Raw genomic sequence first — 21,617 nt, 5'->3', positions numbered from 1 at the left:
ATATTTAAATAAAAAACTAACCATAGTATACTAAATAGCAAATAAATATGCTCACCAAAGTTTTTGGAAGTGCCGTTTTTGGAGTAGATGCAACTACTATAACATGCGAAGTAAATGTTGATAAAGGAGTTGGATACCACTTGGTAGGTCTACCTGATAATGCCATAAAAGAAAGTAACTATCGTATTGCAGCAGCACTTTTAAATAATGGGTATAAGATTCCGGGCAAGAAAATCACCTTGAATCTTGCTCCGGCGGACTTACGAAAAGAAGGTTCCGCATATGACCTGACTCTGGCCATTGGTATTCTAACGGCATCAGGTCAGATTAAATCAGAGAACGTAGAAAAATATATTATAATGGGTGAGCTTTCGTTAGATGGAAGTCTTCATCCTATAAAAGGAGGATTACCAATTGCAATTAAAGCAAAAGAAGAGGGTTTTGAAGGTTTTATTCTTCCGAAGGAAAATGCAAAGGAAGCTGCTATTGTGTCTGACTTAAAAGTCTACGGAGTTGAGAATATAAGTGAGGTTATCGAGTTTTTTGATAAAGGAACTCCGTTAGAACAAACTATTATCAACACGCGAGAAGAGTTTTATAAGACATTGGATTTTCCTGAATTCGATTTTGCAGATGTAAAAGGACAAGAGAGTATAAAGCGTTCTATGGAAATCGCTGCGGCAGGCGGTCATAATATTATTTTGGTGGGACCTCCCGGAGCGGGAAAAACAATGCTCGCCAAACGGTTGCCATCAATTTTACCGCCTATGACTCTGCATGAGGCTTTGGAGACCACAAAAATTCATAGTGTGGTTGGAAAGATAAAGAACATGGGACTTATGAGTCAGCGTCCGTTTAGAAATCCTCATCACACTATAAGTTCTGCTGCACTCGTCGGTGGAGGAAGCTATCCACAACCAGGTGAAATTTCATTATCACATAATGGTGTCCTATTTTTAGATGAACTACCAGAATTTGAAAGAAGAGTATTAGAAGTAATGCGCCAGCCTATGGAAGACCGAGAGGTGACCATAGCACGTGCGCGTTTTACGGTTACATACCCCAGTAGTTTTATGTTGGTGGCGAGTATGAACCCTAGTCCGGGTGGCTATTTTAATGATCCAGATGCTCCAGTGACTTCCTCTCCGGCTGAAATGCAACGGTATTTAAGTAAGATTTCCGGGCCCTTGTTGGATCGTATTGATATTCATATTGAAGTGACTCCGGTTCCTTTTGAGAAATTGTCAGAAGATAGAAAAGGAGAGAGTAGTGTGGATATTAGAAAACGGGTTACAGCGGCAAGAGAACTTCAGACCAAACGCTTTGAAGAGCTTCCAAGTGTTCATTATAATGCACAAATGAATACAAAACAGATACGGGAATTCTGTAAGTTGGATGAAGCTTCAAAAGAATTATTGAAGAATGCTATGGAGCGACTGAATTTGTCTGCACGTGCCTATGACCGTATTTTAAAAGTAGGACGCACTATTGCGGATTTAGCAGGTGTGGAGGCGGTAAATGGAACTCATATTGCTGAAGCTATACAATACCGCAGCTTGGATAGAGAGGGTTGGTTGGGGTAGTGATTTCTGGGAGTTAAGCCATAAAAAAGCCCCTAACTTATACTAAAGAAAGGGGCCAGGTAATCTAAGTTTGAAATTTTGACAATCCTAAAATGGAGAATTGTTGTAAAGAAAAATCGCCATCGCGATTATAAAAATTACATTGAATGCAACATAGGCGTAGGTGAGTTTGTCTCTTGTTTTCATAAAATGATTATCTGTTGTTCCTTCACAAATGTAAAAGTATACACGCATAATAAAGCAAAGAAAAACCCCACAATTTTTGGGTAAAAGTTCCCTGAATTTTGGGGTATTTATTGATGCGTTCCTTTGTCAGATAAACGTTCAGCTTTGATAAAGGTATTCTGATGTCTGCATTTATTGGGGTCAGGGTACTATTGTGAAAAATATAACATACAGCGACCATAAAAAACAAAAGGCGCAAAAGGCATAAACAAGATAATCGTTAAGTGTAGTTTTTTCTTTCATAGTAAATGGTTTATATATAAAACGTAATTCTATGATGTTGATACCGGTATATATCGTGCAAAGGGCATTAAATTCGATTGAAAACCAGAACGTCGGTAAGCAGTAGTTATAGTTCTACGAAAGGAAAAGGTCAAAAATCGCCTGAACAGCCTTTTAAAACAGTTCGTCTAGCGTTAAAATTAGTGTAGGAGGTGTAGGGTTGGATTAAGTACGTTAGCGTTGTTACTTGTATAGGCAGCTAAGAGCGCTGAAGTTGAATTGTAGGAATTTATATGGTTGTACGTATTAAGTACCTAGAATAGCTTTTTGCAGGGGTAGCCTTTTATTTTAAGTGTGTATGAGGGGTAATACTTATAACTGGAACTCCCCGTTTCCGTGGTCTTCTTTTCCTTTCTTGCTGGCAGCAAAGACATCTTTTAAGATATAGGCAACTATGATGGTTATACCTATAGCAAGAAGAGGAATAGCATAGGATGCATTCAGCATGTTTAAAAGGCTTCCGGCAATAATAGCCAAAGCACCTATTACCATAGCTAAATTCCATAGTACACGGGCCATGTTATTTTTTTGTCTACGGTCCTCGTCCAAAAAGTAGGCTGTGCCTTCCATGATGAACCAAGTAATAAAAGAAATGGCGATAAGAATTTGAAATAACAGGGTAAAAGGTAAGTCTACTACCCTAAAAAGCCCATTAAGAGCCCAACTTGTTACCATTACCATTTTAACAATGTCAATAAAGAGTTTGGTGTCCTTTTTCCAGAAACGGATAGTATATAGCACAAGAATAGCCGTAAATGCTATAAAAATAGTTTCTGTGGCATACGCCCAATGAAAAATACGTGATAACATGCCCAACAACAAAATTGCGATTGAAATTCTCAACGGAGTCTTTAAAATCTTTGTAATATTTGACATGGCAATAAGGTTTTAAGTTTATATCGCTTTGATATGTACACGCAAGCCTTCCATTATCCCTAGAATATTTGTAACGGTTTCTTTAAGATAATATTTTATAAGAACGTGAGGTATTCTTATAGTGGTAAAGCCATTCTTGAAAGAATGCATGGCTTCTTCAAGGTCATTTATAGCTTGTTCATGAGTCATCATGTGGTACTCAGTATCTACTTCAATATTAAGTTTTACTCTAGAGATAGCTATGTCTATAGATTTTGAGCCATCCCACCATTCCAACATAGAAGGAATGCCTGCTTCCTTTAAACCATAATATAGTTGTATAGCTTCACGAGGGGTTTTGTTAATCTCTATTAACTTTAGCATTCTTGGTCTATGTTCACTACATAATTCAACACCTAAGGTGTCCATTGAATGTTTGTGGTCCGTATAACCAAGTTCTTTATTACATTCTAAACAATTCATTTCAGTAGGTCAATTTGGCCCCTGTTAAAATGAGGGGGGAAGTTCGATTTGGGATAATAATAACCCGTAAATTTTCTGGATATTATAAAGATTCGACATACAGCACCCTAGTTTTAGATGAACTGCAATTTTTTAGATAAACGGCATTAAAAAATGTTAAAACTGTGGTGAAACGAGGGCTTACGAGAGATGGTTTATTGGGTCTATTCTTGGTTAAGACAAGGTGTTTTCTCACAAAAAGTCTAAAAGTTAATGAGTATTTTAGAAATTTAAATTTTAAGATGAAGGGTAACTATATTGATTTGAACTGTGATGTTGGGGAGGGTATTGGCAACGAAAAACTACTACTGCCTTTGCTTTCTTCCTGTAATATAGCTTGTGGAGGTCATGCGGGTGATAGGAGGACAATGAGTCATGTAGTGCAGTTGGCAAAAGCGAACAAAGTATTAATGGGAGCTCACCCTTCATACCCTGATAAAGTCAATTTTGGAAGATTTTCTATGGAGATTGATTCAAAAGAACTTATTACGAGTATACGGGAGCAAGTAAAAAACTTAGTTGAGGTGATGAGGAAAGAAGGAGTAAAACTTCATCATATAAAACCACATGGAGCTCTGTATAATGACATAGCTAAGAATACTTCTTTGGCACTTTGTTTCTTAGAGTCTATTGAAGAGTACAGGAAAGATATTTGTATTTATGTGCCATATGCTTCAGAAATAGCAAAGGAAGCATTGCGGGAAGATTACAAAATACAATATGAAGTATTTGCTGATCGCAATTATCAGGCCAATTTAAGTCTGGTGCCCAGAAAAGAAAGTAAGGCCCTTATAATAGATAAACGACAAGTTTTAAAGCATGTGATAGAAATGGTAAATTACAATAGAGTGAAGACCGTTAGTGGAGAAGTAGTTTCAATTTTAGGAGATACCTTTTGTATTCATGGAGATACACCTTTGGCATTAGAAATAGTATTGTATCTTACTCAAGAATTACCAAACCATAATATTTTTATAAAAAAGTGAATAATTATTCTATTTCCATACGTCCTTTTGGGATTCATGCTATTCTATTAGAGTGGCCGGGCAGGGTAGATGTGGCTATTTTAGAAGATATATTGCAATTTACCCAGTATCTTAAAAAATGTTGTTTAAAGAATGAGGAATGGGAAATTGTACCCGCATATAATTCAGTCACGCTTATCTATAGGGAAGAACCAATTAATTTTAAAGAATTAAAGACTAAACTCCTTAATTGGTATAAGGAAGATATTAAGGTGGTGAAACGTCAAAAGGTGTTGTGGCGTTTGCCCGTGTGCTATGATGAGGATTTTGGGATTGACTTAAATGAAATTTCTCAAAAATCAGGAAAAAGTATAAAGGAGATAATCGAGCTACATACATCTCAGGTGTATACGGTGTTCGGTATAGGTTTCTTACCGGGGTTTACATATCTAGGTGGGGTTCCAGAAGAATTACAATTTAATAGAAGGGAGGAGCCGCGTTCTAAGGTTTTGAGTGGCGCCGTTGGTTTAGCAGGGAAGCAAACCGGCGTTTATCCTCAGGAATCACCTGGCGGGTGGAATATAATAGGAAATTGTTCTGTGCCTATGTTTGACCCTAAAGCAGAAGAACCATGTTTTGTAAGTGTTGGAGACCAAGTACAATTCTACAAGATTACAAGGGCCGAGTTTGATTTGCGTAAAATTGAAAGTGAAGTAGGTATTTACAAACTGGAAAAAATAGTATTAGATGCTTAAGGTGCTCAAATCAGGTCTTTTTACAGCTGTACAAGATATTGGTAGGTACGGTTATTTAAACAAAGGTGTTCCTGTTGCAGGTTTTATGGATGGTTTTTCTGCAAAGAAAGCCAACCAGCTTTTGGATAATGATGCCCATGCCGCAGTATTAGAAATAACTATGACGGGACCAACCTTGCTGTTTGAAGAGGAAACGTATATTAGCATGGGAGGGGCTTTGCTTTCTGCTACGTTAAATAATGAGCCTATTGCTAATTATGAGGTGATAAAGGTGAATAAAGGAGATATCCTCTCTTATGGGAAGCTTAAAAAAGGTTTCAGAAACTATCTAGCTGTAAAAGGGGGCTTTAAAGCACCTTTGGTCTTAGGGAGTCGTTCATTTTTCTCATCGGTAACAAAAAAGAACCACTTAGTGGATGGTGATGAATTGGCGTATGATGTGTGTTCGTATTTTGAGCCAAAAATCAGCAAGTTAATAGTAGATTCCTTTTTAGATGAAATAGAATTGAAAGTGGGTCATGGACCTGAGTATGAAAATCTTTCGGATAAACAATTGGAAATGTTGTTTGGAAAGAAATTCAGTATATCTAATGAAAATAATAGAATGGCCTATCAGCTTGAAGAAAAAATAGAAGGACTCCAAATTTCTATGATTACATCTGCTACGCTTCCTGGAACGGTGCAGTTAACTCCATCTGGTAAATTGATTGTTTTAATGAAAGATGGTCAGACCACAGGGGGGTATCCGCGTATTTTACAACTGTCGGATAGGGCAATTTCTGTACTTGCCCAGAAAAAATATGGTGATGAGGTTCGTTTTAAATTGAATTCACAATTATAATCAAGAATTTCTGCGAATAATTTATTGGTATACACTAACATTTTGTCTAATATTGTTCTAATGAAAACAAACACACGTGCTATCATAGTGGTGAAGGTCATTCTCAAAAGGGAGTGATGCAGTTTTTCATTGTTTAGAAAGGCCTGTATCTAATTTATTTGATATAGGCCTTTTTTTGTTTTTCGGATTGTGGTGCAAGGAAAATTCTGATTTGCCCATTATTGTAAAGAAATTCGGTTCAATTAGTGTGAATTGAATATGATAAAATTTACTAGTTAAAATATTGAAAATTAGTATTTTATATAATTTTTTAAGCTATTGGATTTAGATAGGAAAGCCACACTTAAAATGTTGAAATTAAGAAAAGAATACCTTTGAGTATAGAGAGTACATATTGTAAAAAGAACAACCAATTATATAGCGCTTAATGGAACTGAATAAATACAGTAAAAACGTAACACAAGATTCAACACAACCAGCTGCACAAGCAATGCTTTATGCGATAGGTTTTAAGGATGAAGATTTTAATAAACCATTAATTGGGATTGCAAGTACCGGTTACGAGGGGAATCCTTGTAACATGCACTTGAATGATTTAGCCAAATTGGTAAAAGAGGGTGTTAATTCTAAAGAAACTGTGGGTCTTATTTTTAATACTATTGGTGTAAGTGATGGTATATCTATGGGAACCCCTGGAATGCGTTTTTCTCTTCCGTCAAGAGATATTATTGCAGATTCTATGGAGACCGTTGTTCAGGGAATGTCATATGACGGTCTTGTAACTGTTGTTGGCTGTGATAAAAATATGCCGGGAGCCCTTATTGCAATGTTGCGTCTTAATCGTCCTGCTATATTGGTTTACGGTGGTACCGTAGCATCAGGATGTCATAATAATAAAAGATTGGATATTGTTTCTGCTTTTGAAGCATGGGGAGAGAAAGTAGCGGGCACTATGGAAGAGCCCGAATACAAAAATGTCATAAAAGAATCAATTCCGGGAGCCGGGGCTTGTGGAGGTATGTATACAGCTAATACAATGGCATCTGCAATTGAAGCTTTGGGTATGTCTATGCCTTACAATTCTTCTAACCCAGCTATTAGTAATGATAAAAAAGAAGAAAGTATAGCTGCGGGTAAGCAAATGCGTATACTTATTGAGAAGGATATTAAGCCTTTGGATATTGTTACACGTAAATCTCTTGAGAACGCTATCCGTTTAGTGACAATATTGGGTGGTTCAACAAATGCGGTATTGCACTTCTTGGCTATTGCAAGAGCTGCGGATATTGATTTTACATTACAAGATTTCCAACATATTAGTGATACAACTCCGTTTATTGCGGATTTAAAACCTAGCGGTAAATATTTAATGGAAGACGTTCACCGTGTTGGTGGAATTCCAGCGGTATTGAAATATCTATTAAAAAATGGAATACTGCATGGTGATTGTTTGACCGTAACAGGACAAACCTTGGCGGAGAACCTAGAAAGTGTACCGGATTTAGAAGAAGGTCAAGATGTAATCATGCCTTTGGATAAGCCTATTAAGGCTACGGGGCACTTGCGTATGTTGTACGGAAACTTGGCTGAAAACGGTTCAGTCGCAAAAATTACAGGTAAAGAAGGGTTGTTGTTCAAAGGAACGGCAAAAGTATTTAACGGTGAGTATGCTGCAAATGATGGTATTCGTACGGGCTTGGTGAAAAAAGGAGATGTTGTAGTCATACGTTATGAAGGGCCAAAAGGAGGACCGGGTATGCCGGAAATGCTAAAGCCTACTGCAGCTATTATGGGTGCAGGACTTGGTAAGGATGTTGCTTTAATAACAGATGGTCGCTTTTCAGGAGGTACACATGGTTTTGTTGTAGGGCACATTTCTCCAGAGGCACAAGAAGGTGGGAACATTGCCTTGGTAGAAGATGGGGATATTATTACTATTGATGCTGAAACCAATTCAATAAATGTTGAGGTATCAGACGAAGTATTTGCAAAAAGAAAAGAATCTTGGGTAGAGCCTGAGTTGAAGTTCAAAAAAGGAGTGTTGTACAAATATGCACGATCAGTATCATCTGCCGCGCAAGGTTGTGTAACTGATGAGTTTTAATGAATATGAAAGGGTTTCTCTAAACACGATGAGAAATCAGAAGCAGAGTGGTCTCTGCAATTAGTTATATAAGGATTACAGACCTATGGAAACATTAAAAATGAAAACGGAGGAAAACCCAAAGAAAACAAAAATGAAAATAAGTGGTGCAGAAGCCATCATACATTGTTTGCTGGCTGAGGGTGTGGATTTGCTATATGGTTACCCTGGTGGTGCTATTATGCCCGTTTATGACGAATTATATAAATTTCAGGATAAACTTACCCATATCTTAACGCGTCACGAGCAAGGTGCTACGCATGCCGCTCAGGGGTATGCTAGGGTTTCGGGTAGAGTAGGTGTCGCCATGGCAACATCTGGTCCTGGGGCAACCAACTTGGTTACAGGTCTGGCCGATGCTCAGATAGATTCTACACCAATGGTGTGTATCACAGGTCAGGTTACGCGTCATTTGTTAGGTTCCGATGCATTTCAGGAAACGGATATTATTGGAATCTCTACTCCGGTTACAAAATGGAACTATCAGATTACTGAAGCTTCTGAAATTCCCGAAATAATGGCAAAGGCATTCTATATAGCCAAGTCAGGTAGGCCAGGTCCGGTTTTGGTAGACATTACTAAAAACGCTCAAATAGATGAGTTTGAATTTAGTTATGAAAAATGCACGGCAGTAAGAAGTTACAATCCTGTGCCTAAGCCTAAGGTTAAGCAAATTGAAGCTGCTGCGGAACTTATTAATAATGCCAAGAAACCACTTATTGTTTGGGGCCAAGGTGTAATTTTAGGTAAAGCGGAAGAAGAGCTGAAAGCATTGGTAGAAAAGTCAGGGGTTCCTGCTGCTTGGACTATTATGGGGGCTTCGGCTTTAGATAATGAGCATCCCTTAAATGTGGGTATGGTCGGTATGCATGGTAACTATGGACCAAACGTATTAACGAATGAATGTGATGTGCTAATTGCTATCGGTATGCGTTTTGATGATCGTGTAACAGGTAATTTAGATACATATGCCAAACAGGCTAAAGTTATCCATTTTGAAATCGACAAAGCAGAAATCAATAAAAATGTACACGCAGATGTACCTGTTTTAGGTAACTCCAAAGAAACGTTGGGTATGTTATTGCCTTTGATCAAAGAGAATAAACATGAGGCTTGGCACAACGAATTCAAAGAGAAGTATAAAGTTGAATTTGATCAGGTAATTAAAAACGATATTCAGCCTACAAAAGAAGGGTTGACCATGGGTGAGGTTATTGAGCAGATAAATATAGAATCTGAGCAAAAAGCCGTAATTGTTACGGATGTAGGACAGCACCAGATGATCGGTTGTCGTTATGCAAAGTTCAAACAAAGCAAGAGTAATATAACTTCTGGTGGTCTTGGTACCATGGGGTTTGCACTTCCTGCAGCAATTGGTGCCAAAATGGGAGCTATGGACCGTGAGGTAGTTGCAATTATTGGTGATGGAGGTTATCAAATGACTATTCAAGAACTGGGGGTTATCTTTCAGCATAATGTACCGGTTAAGATAGTTGTACTTAATAATGAGCACTTAGGAATGGTACGTCAGTGGCAGGAACTTTTCTTTGATAGAAGGTATGCTTCAACTGTAATGACGAATCCTGATTTTGTTAAGATTGCAGAGGGGTATAGTATTGAAGCGAAAAGAGTAAGTACTCGTGAAGATATGAAAGCAGCGGTTAAAGAAATGATGGCTTCTGAAAACCCTTATTTCCTTGAAGTAAAGGTTGAACAGGAAGATAATGTGTTTCCGATGATTCCTTCTGGGGCTTCGGTTTCTGAAGTTCGCTTGAAGTAATTGACCCAAAATAAGGTTTGCCATTAAATATTCAAATAAATAAGAAAAGTGTTAGATTCCAATATACAGGACAAACCAAAAATCCATCAACAAATAGAGCAGAAATCCAAAGAGATAGGTTTTACTATGCCTTCGGATGTGTATATAGGCACGCTGTTAAAAACCCTTATGGCTTCAAAACCAGAAGGAAAGTTTTTGGAACTGGGTACAGGAATTGGCTTGAGTCTTTCTTGGATGGTAGATGGTATGAATGCTGATTCTGAGTTGATTTCAGTTGATAATGACTCAAAGCTAATTGATATTGTTTCGGAATATTTCAAAGCAGATAAACGTGTAAAGCTTATTTGTGAGGATGGTTCGGAATGGATAAAAAGATATTCGGGAGATAAGTTTGATTTGATTTTTGCCGATGCTTGGCCAGGAAAATATAGCGAAATAGAAGAAATATTAAGCTTTGTGAAAGTTGGTGGTTTTTATGTAATCGATGATATGACCGCGCAACCAAATTGGCCAGCAGGACATGAGGATAATGTAGCGCGATTAGTTGCTTATTTAGAGAACCGAGCAGACTTTACATTAACAAAATTGAATTGGTCCACAGGTTTGATTATTGCTGTTAGAAATAGCTAAATTTTGCTACTTCTTAGACAAAGAGTGTTAGATAGAGGTTGAAAAATAAACTAGTAAACAAGTAATTAGTAAAAATGACACAAGTAACACATAGTTGGAACGCCCAACTTTATAATGATAAGCACGCTTTCGTATACGATTACGGCAAATCGCTTATTGAGTTGCTTGCACCAAAATCGAATGAGCGAATACTTGATTTAGGCTGTGGTTCCGGTGAATTGACTTTTGATATAAGTGGCTTGGTGAAAATGGTAATGGGGTTAGATAAATCTCCGGAAATGATTGCTAAGGCGAAGTATAATTTTCCTTCTGTTAATTTTGAAGTTGCAGATGCTGCTAATTTTAAAGTTGAAGAAAAATTTGACGCTATTTTTTCGAATGCAGCACTCCATTGGGTGGTGCAATATGAAGAGGCAATAGCAAGTATGTACCAGGCTTTGTGTACTGGTGGTAGAATAGTTGTTGAGTTTGGAGGTAAAAATAATATACGAACTATAAGTGATGCACTCCGGGAAAGTCTTTATAAGCGAGGTTATGAGAAACAAGCAAGGATTAATCTTTGGTACTTCCCATCAATTGGGGAATACACTTCAAAGTTAGAAGAGGCTGGTTTTGAAGTTGTTTTTGCACAATGGTATGATAGGCCAACTGAATTGGTAGATAATCATACAGGTATTGTAGATTGGATTACTATGTTCGGGTCTTCCTTTTTTGATGGTGTCACTAATGAAGATATCATTGAGATAAGTAAAGAAGTACAAGATAAGGTAAAACCAGAGCTATTTAAAGACGGCAAATGGTATGCTGATTATAAACGGATTAGGGTTGTAGCTCGTAAAAAGTGATTGCCCTCCCTCGAGTGCGGTCGAGTGGTTTTGTGAAATGAGAATGTTTTTTATCGACTGCGCTCGATTAAACTATATTAAAAAGAACAATGGAAAAAGAATGGTTTACCATATCGGTATATTCGGAAAACAATGTAGGTTTACTGAATAGAATTTCTGGAATTTTCTTAAAGAGGCACATTAACATAGAAAGTTTAAATGTTTCAAAATCAGAAATAGAAGGTGTTTCTAAATTTACAATCGTTGTATACACTACCGAAAAGTGGACCCGTAATATCGTGGGCCAAATAGAAAAGCAAATAGAGGTGATAAAAGCGTTTTTTCACACAGATGAAGAAACTATTTATCAAGAATCTGTTTTGTTTAAAATAGCTTCTAATTTACTTTTTGACGAGAGACAAATTCAAAATATCATTAAGGATAACAATTCGCAAATTGTAACGGTTGCCCGTGACTTTTTTGTAATAGCAAAATCTGGTCGTAGAAATGAGATTAATGAAATGTATGATCAATTGAAACCTTTTGGTATTATGCAGTTTGTGCGTTCGGGTCGTATTTCTGTTTCAAAAGAAGAAATGCAGATTACCGCTTTACTCAATGAGTTTTATCAAGATAAATAACTAAATAGAAATCAATAATTAATTTAATAAAGGATTCCGGCTATCGTCTATTTTAGAATAACTTTGGGTGGAATTTGAAAAACACGATTGAAAAATGGCAAATTACTTTAATACACTATCATTAAGAGATCAGCTGACGCAACTGGGCAAATGTAGGTTCATGGATGCTTCAGAATTCGCAGATGGTGTATCAGCTTTAAAAGGGAAAAAAATAGTTGTTGTTGGTTGTGGGGCTCAAGGCCTTAACCAAGGTTTGAATATGCGTGATTCAGGATTGGATATCGCCTATACCTTACGTGATGCAGCAATTAAAGAAAAAAGACAATCGTTTTTAAATGCCAGTGAAAACGGATTCACAGTTGGTACATATGAAGAATTGATACCTACTGCTGATCTAGTGATCAACCTAACTCCGGATAAGCAACACACTGCTGTTGTTGGTGCTGTAATGCCATTAATGAAAAAAGGAGCGACTTTATCCTATTCTCACGGTTTTAATATTGTTGAGGAAGGCACTCAAGTTCGTGAAGACCTTACGGTAATCATGGTAGCTCCTAAGAGTCCAGGTTCTGAGGTGCGCGAAGAATATAAAAGAGGTTTTGGGGTGCCAACTCTAATTGCGGTTCACCCAGAGAACGATCCAGAAGGAAAAGGTTTAGAGCAAGCTAAAGCGTATGCTGCTGGTACAGGTGGTCATAGAGCTGGTGTTTTGGAGTCTTCTTTTGTAGCTGAAGTAAAATCAGATTTAATGGGTGAACAAACTATTCTTTGTGGTTTGTTACAAACAGGTAGTATTCTTTGTTTCGATAAAATGATCGAGAAGGGTATTGATGCTGGTTATGCTTCTAAATTAATTCAATACGGGTGGGAAACCATTACGGAAGGTTTGAAATATGGTGGTATTACCAACATGATGGACCGTTTGTCTAACCCAGCGAAAATTAAGGCTTTTGAATTGTCAGAAGAATTAAAAGACATTATGCGTCCTTTATTTCAAAAGCATATGGACGATATTATGCAAGGAGAATTCTCTAAGACCATGATGGAAGACTGGGCTAATGATGATAAAAATTTATTAGGATGGAGAGCAGCTACGGGAGAAACTGCTTTTGAAAAAACACCTGCAGGAGATGTAGAAATCTCTGAGCAAGAATTTTACGACCATGGTGTATTAATGGTGGCAATGGTAAGAGCAGGAGTAGAGCTAGCTTTTGAAGCAATGACAGATTCTGGTATTATTGGTGAGTCTGCTTACTATGAGTCATTGCATGAGACTCCGTTAATCGCTAATACCATCGCAAGAAAGAAATTGTTCGAAATGAACCGTGTTATTTCTGATACTGCTGAGTACGGTTGTTATTTATTTGATCATGCATGTAAGCCATTATTGACAGACTTCATGAAAAAGATAAATACTGATGTAATCGGTAAAGCATATGCTGCAGATAAAAGTTCTGGTGTTGATAATGCTAAATTAATCACAGTTAACAAAGCGCTTCGTGATCACCCAGTAGAAATTGTAGGAGCAAGACTTCGTGCATCTATGACGGCTATGAAGCCGATTGTGTAATTAATAAAACGACCCTGTCCTGTTTTTAGACACTCCTGTTGAAGGAAGTCAAAATTCTCGACAGGGTTTTTTAATATGACTTACTTTCCTAACATATCCGATATAAAAAAGGCGGCGTATACCATAGCTCAGGTAGCAACGGAAACGCCATTAATGCCTAGCATTCGTTTGTCAAAAGCTTTTGGTGCCAATGTACTCCTGAAGCGAGAAGATTTACATCGTGTACGGTCTTATAAAATTCGTGGAGCATTTAATAAAATTAGTTCGCTTTCGGAAAAGGAAAGAGAAAATGGGATTGTTTGTGCCAGTGCAGGTAATCATGCTCAGGGTGTAGCTTTTGCCTGTAATCACCTCAAGATTCAGGGAACCATATACATGCCATCTGTAACTCCAAAACAGAAAATTGAACAGACCAAAATGTTTGGTGGCGAATGGGTAACAGTTGTATTGGAAGGTGATACTTTTGATGATTCCTCAAAGAGTGCCCGGGCGTTTTGTGAGGAAAATGCAAAAACTTTTATTCATCCTTTTGATGACCCTAAGGTTATAGAAGGGCAGGGTACGGTTGGTTTAGAGTTGTTGGAACAGTTTAAACAACCAATTGATTATATTTTTGCTGCCATTGGTGGCGGCGGATTAGCCTCAGGGTTGATAGGAGTTTTTAAGGAACTCTCACCAAACACCAAAATTATGGGCGTGGAGCCAGAAGGAGCTCCATCCATGAAAACATCCATTAAGAATAACATTAATACTGAGCTATCTAAAATTGATAAATTTATTGATGGGGCTGCGGTTCAGAAAGTAGGGGATCTCACTTTTGAAATCTGTAAAAACGGACTTCATGATATGGTTACCGTTCCAGAAGGAAAGGTTTGTCAGACTATTTTAGATCTTTATAACAGAGACGCCATAGTTGTTGAGCCTGCGGGTGCATTGACCATTACGGCTTTAGATATGTTTTCTGAAGAAATTAAAGGTAAAAATGTAGTTTGTATTCTTAGCGGAAGCAACAATGACATTACCAGAACGGCTGAAATTAAGGAGCGAGCCTTACTTTACGGTCAGCTTAAACATTATTTTATCGTTCGTTTTCCGCAAAGGCCTGGCGCTTTAAAAGAATTCGTTGCAGAAATTTTAGGTCCAGATGATGATATTACTCATTTTGAGTATTCAAAAAAATCTAGTCGAGAGAACGCTCCAGCTATTGTTGGTATTGAATTAAAAAGTCCTGAAGATCTACAACCTTTGGTGCAACGAATGAAATCCAATAATTTTTACGGGGATTATTTAAATGATAAGCCAGATTTGTTCCAGTATTTGGTTTAAGGTTTCACAATTTGCACTTTTTTTATGAAAATTTGATACGGAAGGGTTTATTTAATTTTCCCATAACCAACACTGATATGTTAATTATGTATTTTCGTTATGCCTACTATGGTAGTATTTTAATCGATGACAATAAACCATTCTGAAAATGAAAGAAATACCCGAAGAATATCAGATTAGCCAAACTATAGACCAAAGAAAATATTTGGTAAACGGAGAACTAAAAACATGGTCAGGAAATTCTACTGAGGTGTTTTCTACTATTTCTTCAACTGAAGAATACAAGCCTACATTGCTGGGTAGTATTCCAGATATGGGAGAGCCTGAAGCTTTAGATGCATTAGATTCAGCTATGAAGGCTTTCAGTAGAGGGCAAGGTGTTTGGCCAACAATGCATGTAAAGGATCGTATTGAATGTATGGAGAACTTTGTGCGTCAGATGAAAACGAAGCGCGAAGTAATCGTTAAGCTTTTAATGTGGGAAATTGGTAAGTCATTACCAGATAGTCAAAAAGAATTTGATCGTACGGTTGATTATATCAATGACACAATTGAGGAATATAAGGACTTAGACCGCAATTCTGCTAAATTTCAAAAGCAAGATGGGGTTTATGCACATATAAAAAGAGGCCCATTAGGCGTTGTTCTTTGTCTAGGGCCATATAATTACCCGTTAAATGAAACCTTCGCTTTGCTTATTCCTGCAATTATTATGGGGAATACTACCATTTTTAAACCAGCAAAACATGGGGTTTTATTGATTACCCCACTTTTGGAAGCTTTTCAAAGTAGTTTCCCTAAAGGTGTGGTAAATATTATTTTTGGTAGAGGTAGGGCAGTGGCTGCTCCAATAATGCAAACCGGCAAAGTTGATGTACTTGCATTGATTGGAAACAGTAAATCTGCCAATGCATTACAAGAGCAACATCCTAAAAGTAATAGACTTCGCTTGGTTTTAGGTCTAGAGGCTAAGAATCCAGCAATTATTTTACCAGATGCCGATTTAGATTTAACTATTGATGAATGTATTGCGGGCACTTTGTCTTTTAACGGACAGCGTTGTACAGCGCTTAAAGTTATTTATGTTCATGAAGATATTAGAGAGGAATTTTTAAAACGATATTCAAAACGAGTAGATTCACTAAAATTTGGAAATCCTTGGGATAGCGGAGTGAAATTAACGCCACTTCCAGAACCGGGCAAACCAGCATATATTCAAGAATTGATTGATGATGCTGTTGCAAAAGGAGCTAAAATAAAGAATAAAAAGGGAGGTCAGCAATTCGATAATTACATATGGCCAGCAGTGTTGTATCCTGTAAATAAGGATATGCGAGTATATCAAGAAGAGCAATTTGGGCCTATTGTACCCGTACTTTCGTTCTCTGATATTGAAGAGCCATTGAACGATATGGCCGAAAGTAACTATGGGCAGCAAGTGAGTTTATTCGGAAAGGATGTGTATGCGCTGTCTCCGTTGATTGATACTTTGGTGAATCTGGTTTGTCGTGTAAACCTAAATAGTTCATGTCAACGTGGACCGGATATGTATCCGTTTACGGGAAGAAAAGATTCAGCACAGGCAACTTTAAGTGTTCATGATGCATTGCGCTCTTTTTCTATTCGGACTTTTGTAGCTTTTAAGGATAATGATTTGAATAATGAGACCGTTCAGCAGTTATTAGAAGCCAAGTTATCTAACTTTGTCAGCACTGATTATATTTTGTAATCCACGTCAGTCTACTAAGAAAATGCGAAGCTTTTCATTATAAGGCTAAGCATCTTTTAGGTTTTTACTATATATCTTGAGATATCAAATATTACCCCTTGTATTAGGGGTAATATTGTTTTACGGGTAATATTGAATAGAAATTTGATAATTACCCATATTTAAGAACCGTTTTCTCGTCATATCTTTGTTACAAAATTTTGATTAATTTTTGTGTAAGCTCCAAATCTTACAAATAATTATGTTTAACTAAAAAGATGTGCGCTATGAAAACAAACACAGCAAACAGAAAAGCATTAATTGCTTTAGCGATAGGCGGTTTTGGTATTGGATTGACGGAATTTGTTATCATGGGAATTCTTCCTGATGTAGCTAAAGGTCTAAATATTACCATTCCTCAAGCTGGTCATTCTATTGCGGCCTATGCACTAGGTGTAGTAGTGGGAGCTCCATTATTAACAAAAATAGGAGCCAAGTTAAATTCACGAACGGTTTTATTGTTATTGATGGGGTGGTTTACCTTATTTAATACACTATCCGGTTTTTCAGATAGTTATATCACGTTGTTGATTACTCGATTCTTATCAGGATTACCACACGGAGCCTTTTTTGGTATAGGTGCCGTAGTTGCTGGGAAATTGGTAAAGGCCGGAAAATCAGCTCAAGCAATTGCCGTAATGTTCTCTGGGTTGACCATTGCCAACGTTATTGGTGTGCCAATGGGAACGTATATAGGCCACCACTATGATTGGAGTTTGTCTTTCTTTATGGCGGGAATCGTTGGGTTTATGGCAATTTTAAGTGTGCTTTTTTGGATGCCAAAAATAGCACCGGACTTACCCAAGGCACAATCAAATGAGAATAAGGGGTTGAAAAATGGTGAGTTATGGGCGCTTATAGCATTGACAACAATTGGAACCGGAGGATTTTTTGCTTGGTATAGTTATATAGCTCCATTAGTAACGGATATTGCCGGAATGGGAGAGCATATGGTTAGTTATGCTATGATTTTAGCAGGTCTTGGCATGGTAGTCGGTAATTTTTTAGGAGCAAAAATGGCCGAGTGGTTCGCACCATTAAAGGCAGTAGCAATAAGTTTAAGTTTTATGGTAATTTTATTATTGATAAACGCTGTAGTTGCATCAAGCCCACAATTATTATTGATTATGACTTTTTTGATGGGATTGGCTTCTTTTACGGTTTCAACCCCCATACAGATGGCAATTATCAATACATCCAAAGGAAATGAAATGTTGGGTTCTTCAATGAATCAAAGCGCTTTTAATATGGGGAATGCCTCTGGAGCTTATTTAGCTGGATTGCCCATTGCGTACGGATATGGCGTGGTTTATTCCGGAGTTGTTGGAGCTATCTTAGCGGGTGTTGGCGCGGTTATGGCAGTCTCAATTCTGGTGTATAGAAGACAAAAAGCAAATAAATATAGAAAATTGGCTTATAATAGCTAGGTGTAGGATAGAAATTTACCTAGCAACTGAAAGCTGAATTACAGTTTAAATTATATAAAAAAACCTCCCAAGAATATTTCTTGGGAGGTTTTTGCTAATATGAATATCATTAAACGTTTGAAGCCAACCAATCGCCAACTTCGCTTGTTTTGTACGATTTGGCATCTTCGGAAAGGTCTTCGGTTACAATACCTTCAGCTAAAGATTTATTCACTACACGACGGATATCGTCTGCTTCCTGTTGTAGACCAAAATCTTCAAAAAGCATAGCTGCTGAAAGTACAGTTGCCAATGGGTTGGCAATGTCTTTTCCTGCGGCTTGTGGGTATGAACCGTGAATAGGCTCGTATAATTTTGTTTTTTCACCAACAGAAGCAGAAGGCATTAATCCCATAGACCCAGAAATAACAGAAGCTTCATCGGTTAAGATATCCCCAAAAAGGTTTTCAGTAATAATTACGTCATATGCTTTAGGCCATTGTACCAAACGCATGGCTACGGCATCAACAAATTCATAGGATACTTCAACTTCAGGATAGTCTTTTTCCATAGCTTGTACAGTTTCTCTCCATAAACGAGAAGATTCCAAAACGTTGGCTTTATCTACACAACAAAGACGTTTTGAACGGGTCAATGCCAATTCAAAACCTTTTTTCGCTAAACGTTGAATCTCTGCACGAGTGTAGGTCATGGTGTCAAAAGCAGTGTTACCATTATCTTTTCTTCCACGTTCTCCAAAATATACACCACCTGTCAATTCACGAAGGATAATTAAATCCGTTCCTTCAATGCGCTCACGCTTTAAAGGCGATTTGTCAATTAAAGAAGGAAATGTAAAAGTTGGACGTACGTTCGCAAAAAGACCTAATTTTTGTCTCATTTTCAATAAACCTTGCTCTGGGCGAACTTTTGCCGAAGGGTCATTGTCAAACCTCGGGTGACCTATAGCTCCAAAAAGTACAGCATCTGCATTAGCACAAACTTCATGCGTGTCGTCTGGATAAGGTTCTCCAACAGCATCTATAGCGGCAGCGCCTGTCAACGCAGGTTTCCAGCTAATTTCATGCTTATATTTTGTTGCGATTGCGTCGCAAACTTTTACGGCTTGGTCAATAACTTCGGGGCCGATTCCATCTCCGGCCAATAGTGCAATGTCTAGTTTCATTATTGTATTGATTCTATTTATATAATATTAAGCATCTTTTCTGTAGCCTTGATAGCGGATACCGTTTGATCGGAATCCAAACCACGGGTAATAAATTCTTTATTGTTGTTCTGCCATGTAATAATGGTTTCACAAAGTGCATCGGAATTACTTCCGGGCGGGATTCTAACGGCGTAATCTATTAATTTAGGCAACTCAATTTTTTTGGAAACATAGAGTTTCCGAATTGCGTTCATAAAGGCATCGTATTGTCCGTCTCCTTGCGCATGTGCTTCTAAAAGCTCTCCGTTTATTTCCAAAGAAACTGTTGTGGACGGTCTTAATCCTTTAGAGTGGGTGAGCACGTAAGATTTTATAAAAACCTTTTGCTGGTAGCTTCCACTATCTAAAATATCGGAAATAATATAAGGTAAATCTTCCTTGGTAACTCGTTCTTTTTTATCACCCAGTTCAATAATTCGTTGGGTAACTTTTTTAAGCTCATCATCATTCAAGGTGAGCCCAAGCTCTTGAAGGTTCTTCTGAATATTTGCTTTACCGGATGTTTTACCTAAGGCATATTTACGTTTTCTGCCAAAACGCTCTGGTAGTAAATCGTTAAAGTACAAGTTGTTCTTGTTGTCCCCATCGGCATGAATTCCGGCAGTTTGTGTAAATACATTATCGCCAACAATAGGCTTGTTGTATGGAATTCCAACACCTGTAAACGCAGAAACAAGCTTACTTACCTTAAATAGTGATGATTCGTTTACGTTAATATCAACATCGGTTAAAAAATCATTTATAACCGCAACTGCACTGGCCATTGGGGCATTACCTGCACGTTCACCCATTCCGTTAACGGTAAGGTGCAGTCCGTGGCAACCGCCTTTTACGGCTTCCATAACATTTGCAACGCCAAGGTCATAATCATTATGTCCATGAAAGTCAAAATGGCTGTTTGGGTATCGGGCAACTGTTTCTGAAATGAAATCGAAAGTTTCGGTATGTGTCAGAACCCCTAAGGTATCTGGCAACAAAATTCTTTTAACGGGCTGTTGCGTTAAAAAATCTAGGTATTGAAAAACGTATTCTTTTGAATTCCGCATTCCGTTACTCCAATCTTCCAAATACACATTGGTCTCAATATTGCTTTCTGCAGCAAGCGCTATGGTTTTGGCAATATCAGAAAAATGTTGTTCAGGTGTTTTTTTAAGCTGATGGGTAAGATGGTTTAAAGAACCTTTAGTAAGTAAGTTCTGAACTTTGGCGCCCACTTGGTTCATCCAATCTATAGAAACACCACCATCTACAAAGGTTAAAACCTCTACTTTGTTTAAGCACCCCTTTTCTTTGGCCCATTGAGAAATTTGTTTTACCGCTTCAAATTCACCTTCCGATACTCTTGCGGAAGCAACTTCAATACGGTCTACTTTTAACTCTTCAAGTAGAAGTTTGGCCAAAGTAAGTTTTTCCGAAACCGAAAAAGATACTCCTGAGGTCTGTTCCCCGTCCCGTAGGGTGGTATCCATTATTTCCAGCTTTCTTTTCATTTGCTCTAGATGTTCTTTATACTATTTTTTTGGATTGATTTATCTGGTATTGTAAAGGAAAACAATCTGCTGAAACCAAGGTTCAGCAGATTGTTTCTTAATGCTTCTTATTGACTGCGGCTTATAAAGGCCTGTCAGAAGCAAATTCTTTAATTTCCTTCTGGATATTTAAAAGGTAATCAATATCATCAAAACCATTTAAGAGGTTCGCTTTTTTATAAGCGTTGATGTCAAAGCTTTCTGATTCTCCACTACCTTCAATAGTAATGGTCTGCTCGGGTAGGCTCACTTCAAAAGTAGCATTAGGGTCCGCTTCAATTGCTTTTAATACTTTATCAAGAAACTCGGCACTTACTTGAACCGGAAGAACACCGATGTTCAAACAGTTGTTTCTAAAGATATCAGCAAAGAAACTAGAAATCACAACGCGGAATCCGTAATCGTAAACTGCCCATGCCGCATGTTCACGAGAAGAACCAGAACCGAAGTTCTTGCCACCCACTAGAATTTTACCGCTATAGGTAGGGTTGTTCAGTACAAAGTCTTTCTTTTCAGTTCCGTCACCGTTATAACGCCAATCTCTAAAAAGATTATCGCCAAAACCTTTACGTTCAGTAGCTTTTAAGAATCTTGCAGGTATAATTTGATCGGTGTCCACATTCTCTATAGGAAGAGGTACTGCCGATGATTTTAATGTGTTGAATTTATCGTATGCCATTTTGTTCTAGTTATTCGTTGATGGTTGTTCGTTGATGGTTTAATTTTTCTTCTTTGCGAAAAATA

The 21,617-nt window shown here is 37.7% G+C and carries 18 protein-coding genes; 13 read left to right on the top strand and 5 right to left on the bottom strand.

The genetic code is table 11. The annotated features are described in order from the left end of the window. Positions 1-47: 47 nt before the first annotated feature. The gene (locus IWC72_RS17835) at positions 48-1,583 is read left to right on the top strand and encodes a YifB family Mg chelatase-like AAA ATPase (RefSeq protein ID WP_194527529.1); all 1,536 of its coding nucleotides are present in this window, start codon (positions 48-50) and stop codon (positions 1,581-1,583) included. Between the two features lie 819 nt (positions 1,584-2,402). Here the strand turns inward: IWC72_RS17835 and IWC72_RS17830 are convergent. Together IWC72_RS17830 and IWC72_RS17825 are read right to left on the bottom strand one after the other, a co-directional pair. Next, complete coding sequence (locus IWC72_RS17830) at positions 2,403-2,966, bottom strand: hypothetical protein (RefSeq protein WP_194527528.1); 564 nt, start codon at positions 2,964-2,966, stop codon at positions 2,403-2,405. Positions 2,967-2,984: 18 nt separating this feature from the next. Next, positions 2,985-3,428 (bottom strand): hypothetical protein, encoded by a 444-nt coding sequence (locus IWC72_RS17825; protein ID WP_194527527.1) that lies wholly within the window; start codon positions 3,426-3,428, stop codon positions 2,985-2,987. A gap of 281 nt (positions 3,429-3,709) precedes the next feature. On the opposite strand from IWC72_RS17825, the gene pxpA reads away from it, so the two are divergent. The 12 genes from pxpA (at position 3,710) to IWC72_RS17765 (ending at position 18,137) form a co-directional block, all read left to right on the top strand. Then, a complete protein-coding gene (gene pxpA / locus IWC72_RS17820; protein ID WP_194527526.1) occupies positions 3,710-4,453 on the top strand; it encodes a 5-oxoprolinase subunit PxpA in 744 nt (247 codons plus the stop codon). After that, positions 4,450-5,187, top strand: coding sequence for a 5-oxoprolinase subunit PxpB (gene pxpB / locus IWC72_RS17815; RefSeq protein WP_194527525.1), 738 nt, complete (start codon positions 4,450-4,452; stop codon positions 5,185-5,187). The genes pxpA and pxpB overlap by 4 nt, the downstream gene beginning before the upstream one ends. After that, entirely contained in the window at positions 5,180-6,028 is an 849-nt protein-coding gene (locus tag IWC72_RS17810) for a 5-oxoprolinase subunit C family protein (protein ID WP_194527524.1), read from the top strand. The genes pxpB and IWC72_RS17810 overlap by 8 nt, the downstream gene beginning before the upstream one ends. Positions 6,029-6,455: 427 nt before the next feature. After that, positions 6,456-8,132, top strand: a complete 1,677-nt coding sequence (gene ilvD / locus IWC72_RS17805) for a dihydroxy-acid dehydratase (protein ID WP_194527523.1) — start codon at positions 6,456-6,458, stop codon at positions 8,130-8,132. Positions 8,133-8,217: 85 nt separating this feature from the next. Then, on the top strand, positions 8,218-9,951 hold the full coding sequence (ilvB, locus tag IWC72_RS17800; RefSeq protein WP_194527522.1) for a biosynthetic-type acetolactate synthase large subunit: 1,734 nt from the start codon (positions 8,218-8,220) through the stop codon (positions 9,949-9,951). 48 nt (positions 9,952-9,999) lie between these two features. Next, positions 10,000-10,581, top strand: a complete 582-nt coding sequence (locus tag IWC72_RS17795; protein WP_194527521.1) for an O-methyltransferase — start codon at positions 10,000-10,002, stop codon at positions 10,579-10,581. A 74-nt stretch (positions 10,582-10,655) separates the two neighbouring features. Next, entirely contained in the window at positions 10,656-11,426 is a 771-nt protein-coding gene (locus IWC72_RS17790) for a methyltransferase domain-containing protein (protein WP_194530714.1), read from the top strand. A gap of 89 nt (positions 11,427-11,515) precedes the next feature. Continuing rightward, positions 11,516-12,046 carry an acetolactate synthase small subunit gene (ilvN, locus tag IWC72_RS17785; protein ID WP_194527519.1) on the top strand — a complete coding sequence of 177 codons (531 nt, stop codon included), beginning with the start codon at positions 11,516-11,518 and terminating at the stop codon, positions 12,044-12,046. 94 nt (positions 12,047-12,140) lie between these two features. Further along, on the top strand, positions 12,141-13,616 hold the full coding sequence (ilvC, locus tag IWC72_RS17780; RefSeq protein ID WP_194530713.1) for a ketol-acid reductoisomerase: 1,476 nt from the start codon (positions 12,141-12,143) through the stop codon (positions 13,614-13,616). Between the two features lie 75 nt (positions 13,617-13,691). Continuing rightward, positions 13,692-14,942, top strand: a complete 1,251-nt coding sequence (gene ilvA, locus IWC72_RS17775; protein ID WP_194530712.1) for a threonine ammonia-lyase IlvA — start codon at positions 13,692-13,694, stop codon at positions 14,940-14,942. Between the two features lie 148 nt (positions 14,943-15,090). After that, positions 15,091-16,671, top strand: a complete 1,581-nt coding sequence (locus tag IWC72_RS17770) for an NADP-dependent glyceraldehyde-3-phosphate dehydrogenase (protein ID WP_194530711.1) — start codon at positions 15,091-15,093, stop codon at positions 16,669-16,671. Positions 16,672-16,937: 266 nt separating this feature from the next. Continuing rightward, a complete protein-coding gene (locus IWC72_RS17765; protein WP_194530710.1) occupies positions 16,938-18,137 on the top strand; it encodes an MFS transporter in 1,200 nt (399 codons plus the stop codon). Between the two features lie 109 nt (positions 18,138-18,246). Here the strand turns inward: IWC72_RS17765 and leuB are convergent, their stop codons facing one another. From leuB to leuD, 3 genes are all read right to left on the bottom strand, one after another. After that, the gene (leuB, locus tag IWC72_RS17760; protein ID WP_194527514.1) at positions 18,247-19,302 is read right to left on the bottom strand and encodes a 3-isopropylmalate dehydrogenase; all 1,056 of its coding nucleotides are present in this window, start codon (positions 19,300-19,302) and stop codon (positions 18,247-18,249) included. A gap of 17 nt (positions 19,303-19,319) precedes the next feature. Further along, complete coding sequence (locus tag IWC72_RS17755; protein WP_194527513.1) at positions 19,320-20,834, bottom strand: alpha-isopropylmalate synthase regulatory domain-containing protein; 1,515 nt, start codon at positions 20,832-20,834, stop codon at positions 19,320-19,322. 121 nt (positions 20,835-20,955) lie between these two features. After that, on the bottom strand, positions 20,956-21,552 hold the full coding sequence (gene leuD / locus IWC72_RS17750; RefSeq protein ID WP_194527512.1) for a 3-isopropylmalate dehydratase small subunit: 597 nt from the start codon (positions 21,550-21,552) through the stop codon (positions 20,956-20,958). Between the last annotated feature and the right edge of the window lie 65 nt (positions 21,553-21,617).

It is taken from the genome of Zobellia roscoffensis, from assembly GCF_015330165.1.
Lineage (GTDB): Bacteria > Bacteroidota > Bacteroidia > Flavobacteriales > Flavobacteriaceae > Zobellia > Zobellia roscoffensis.
The sequence above is the reverse complement of the archived record's forward strand: the minus strand, read 5'-3'. Positions and strand labels throughout refer to the sequence as shown.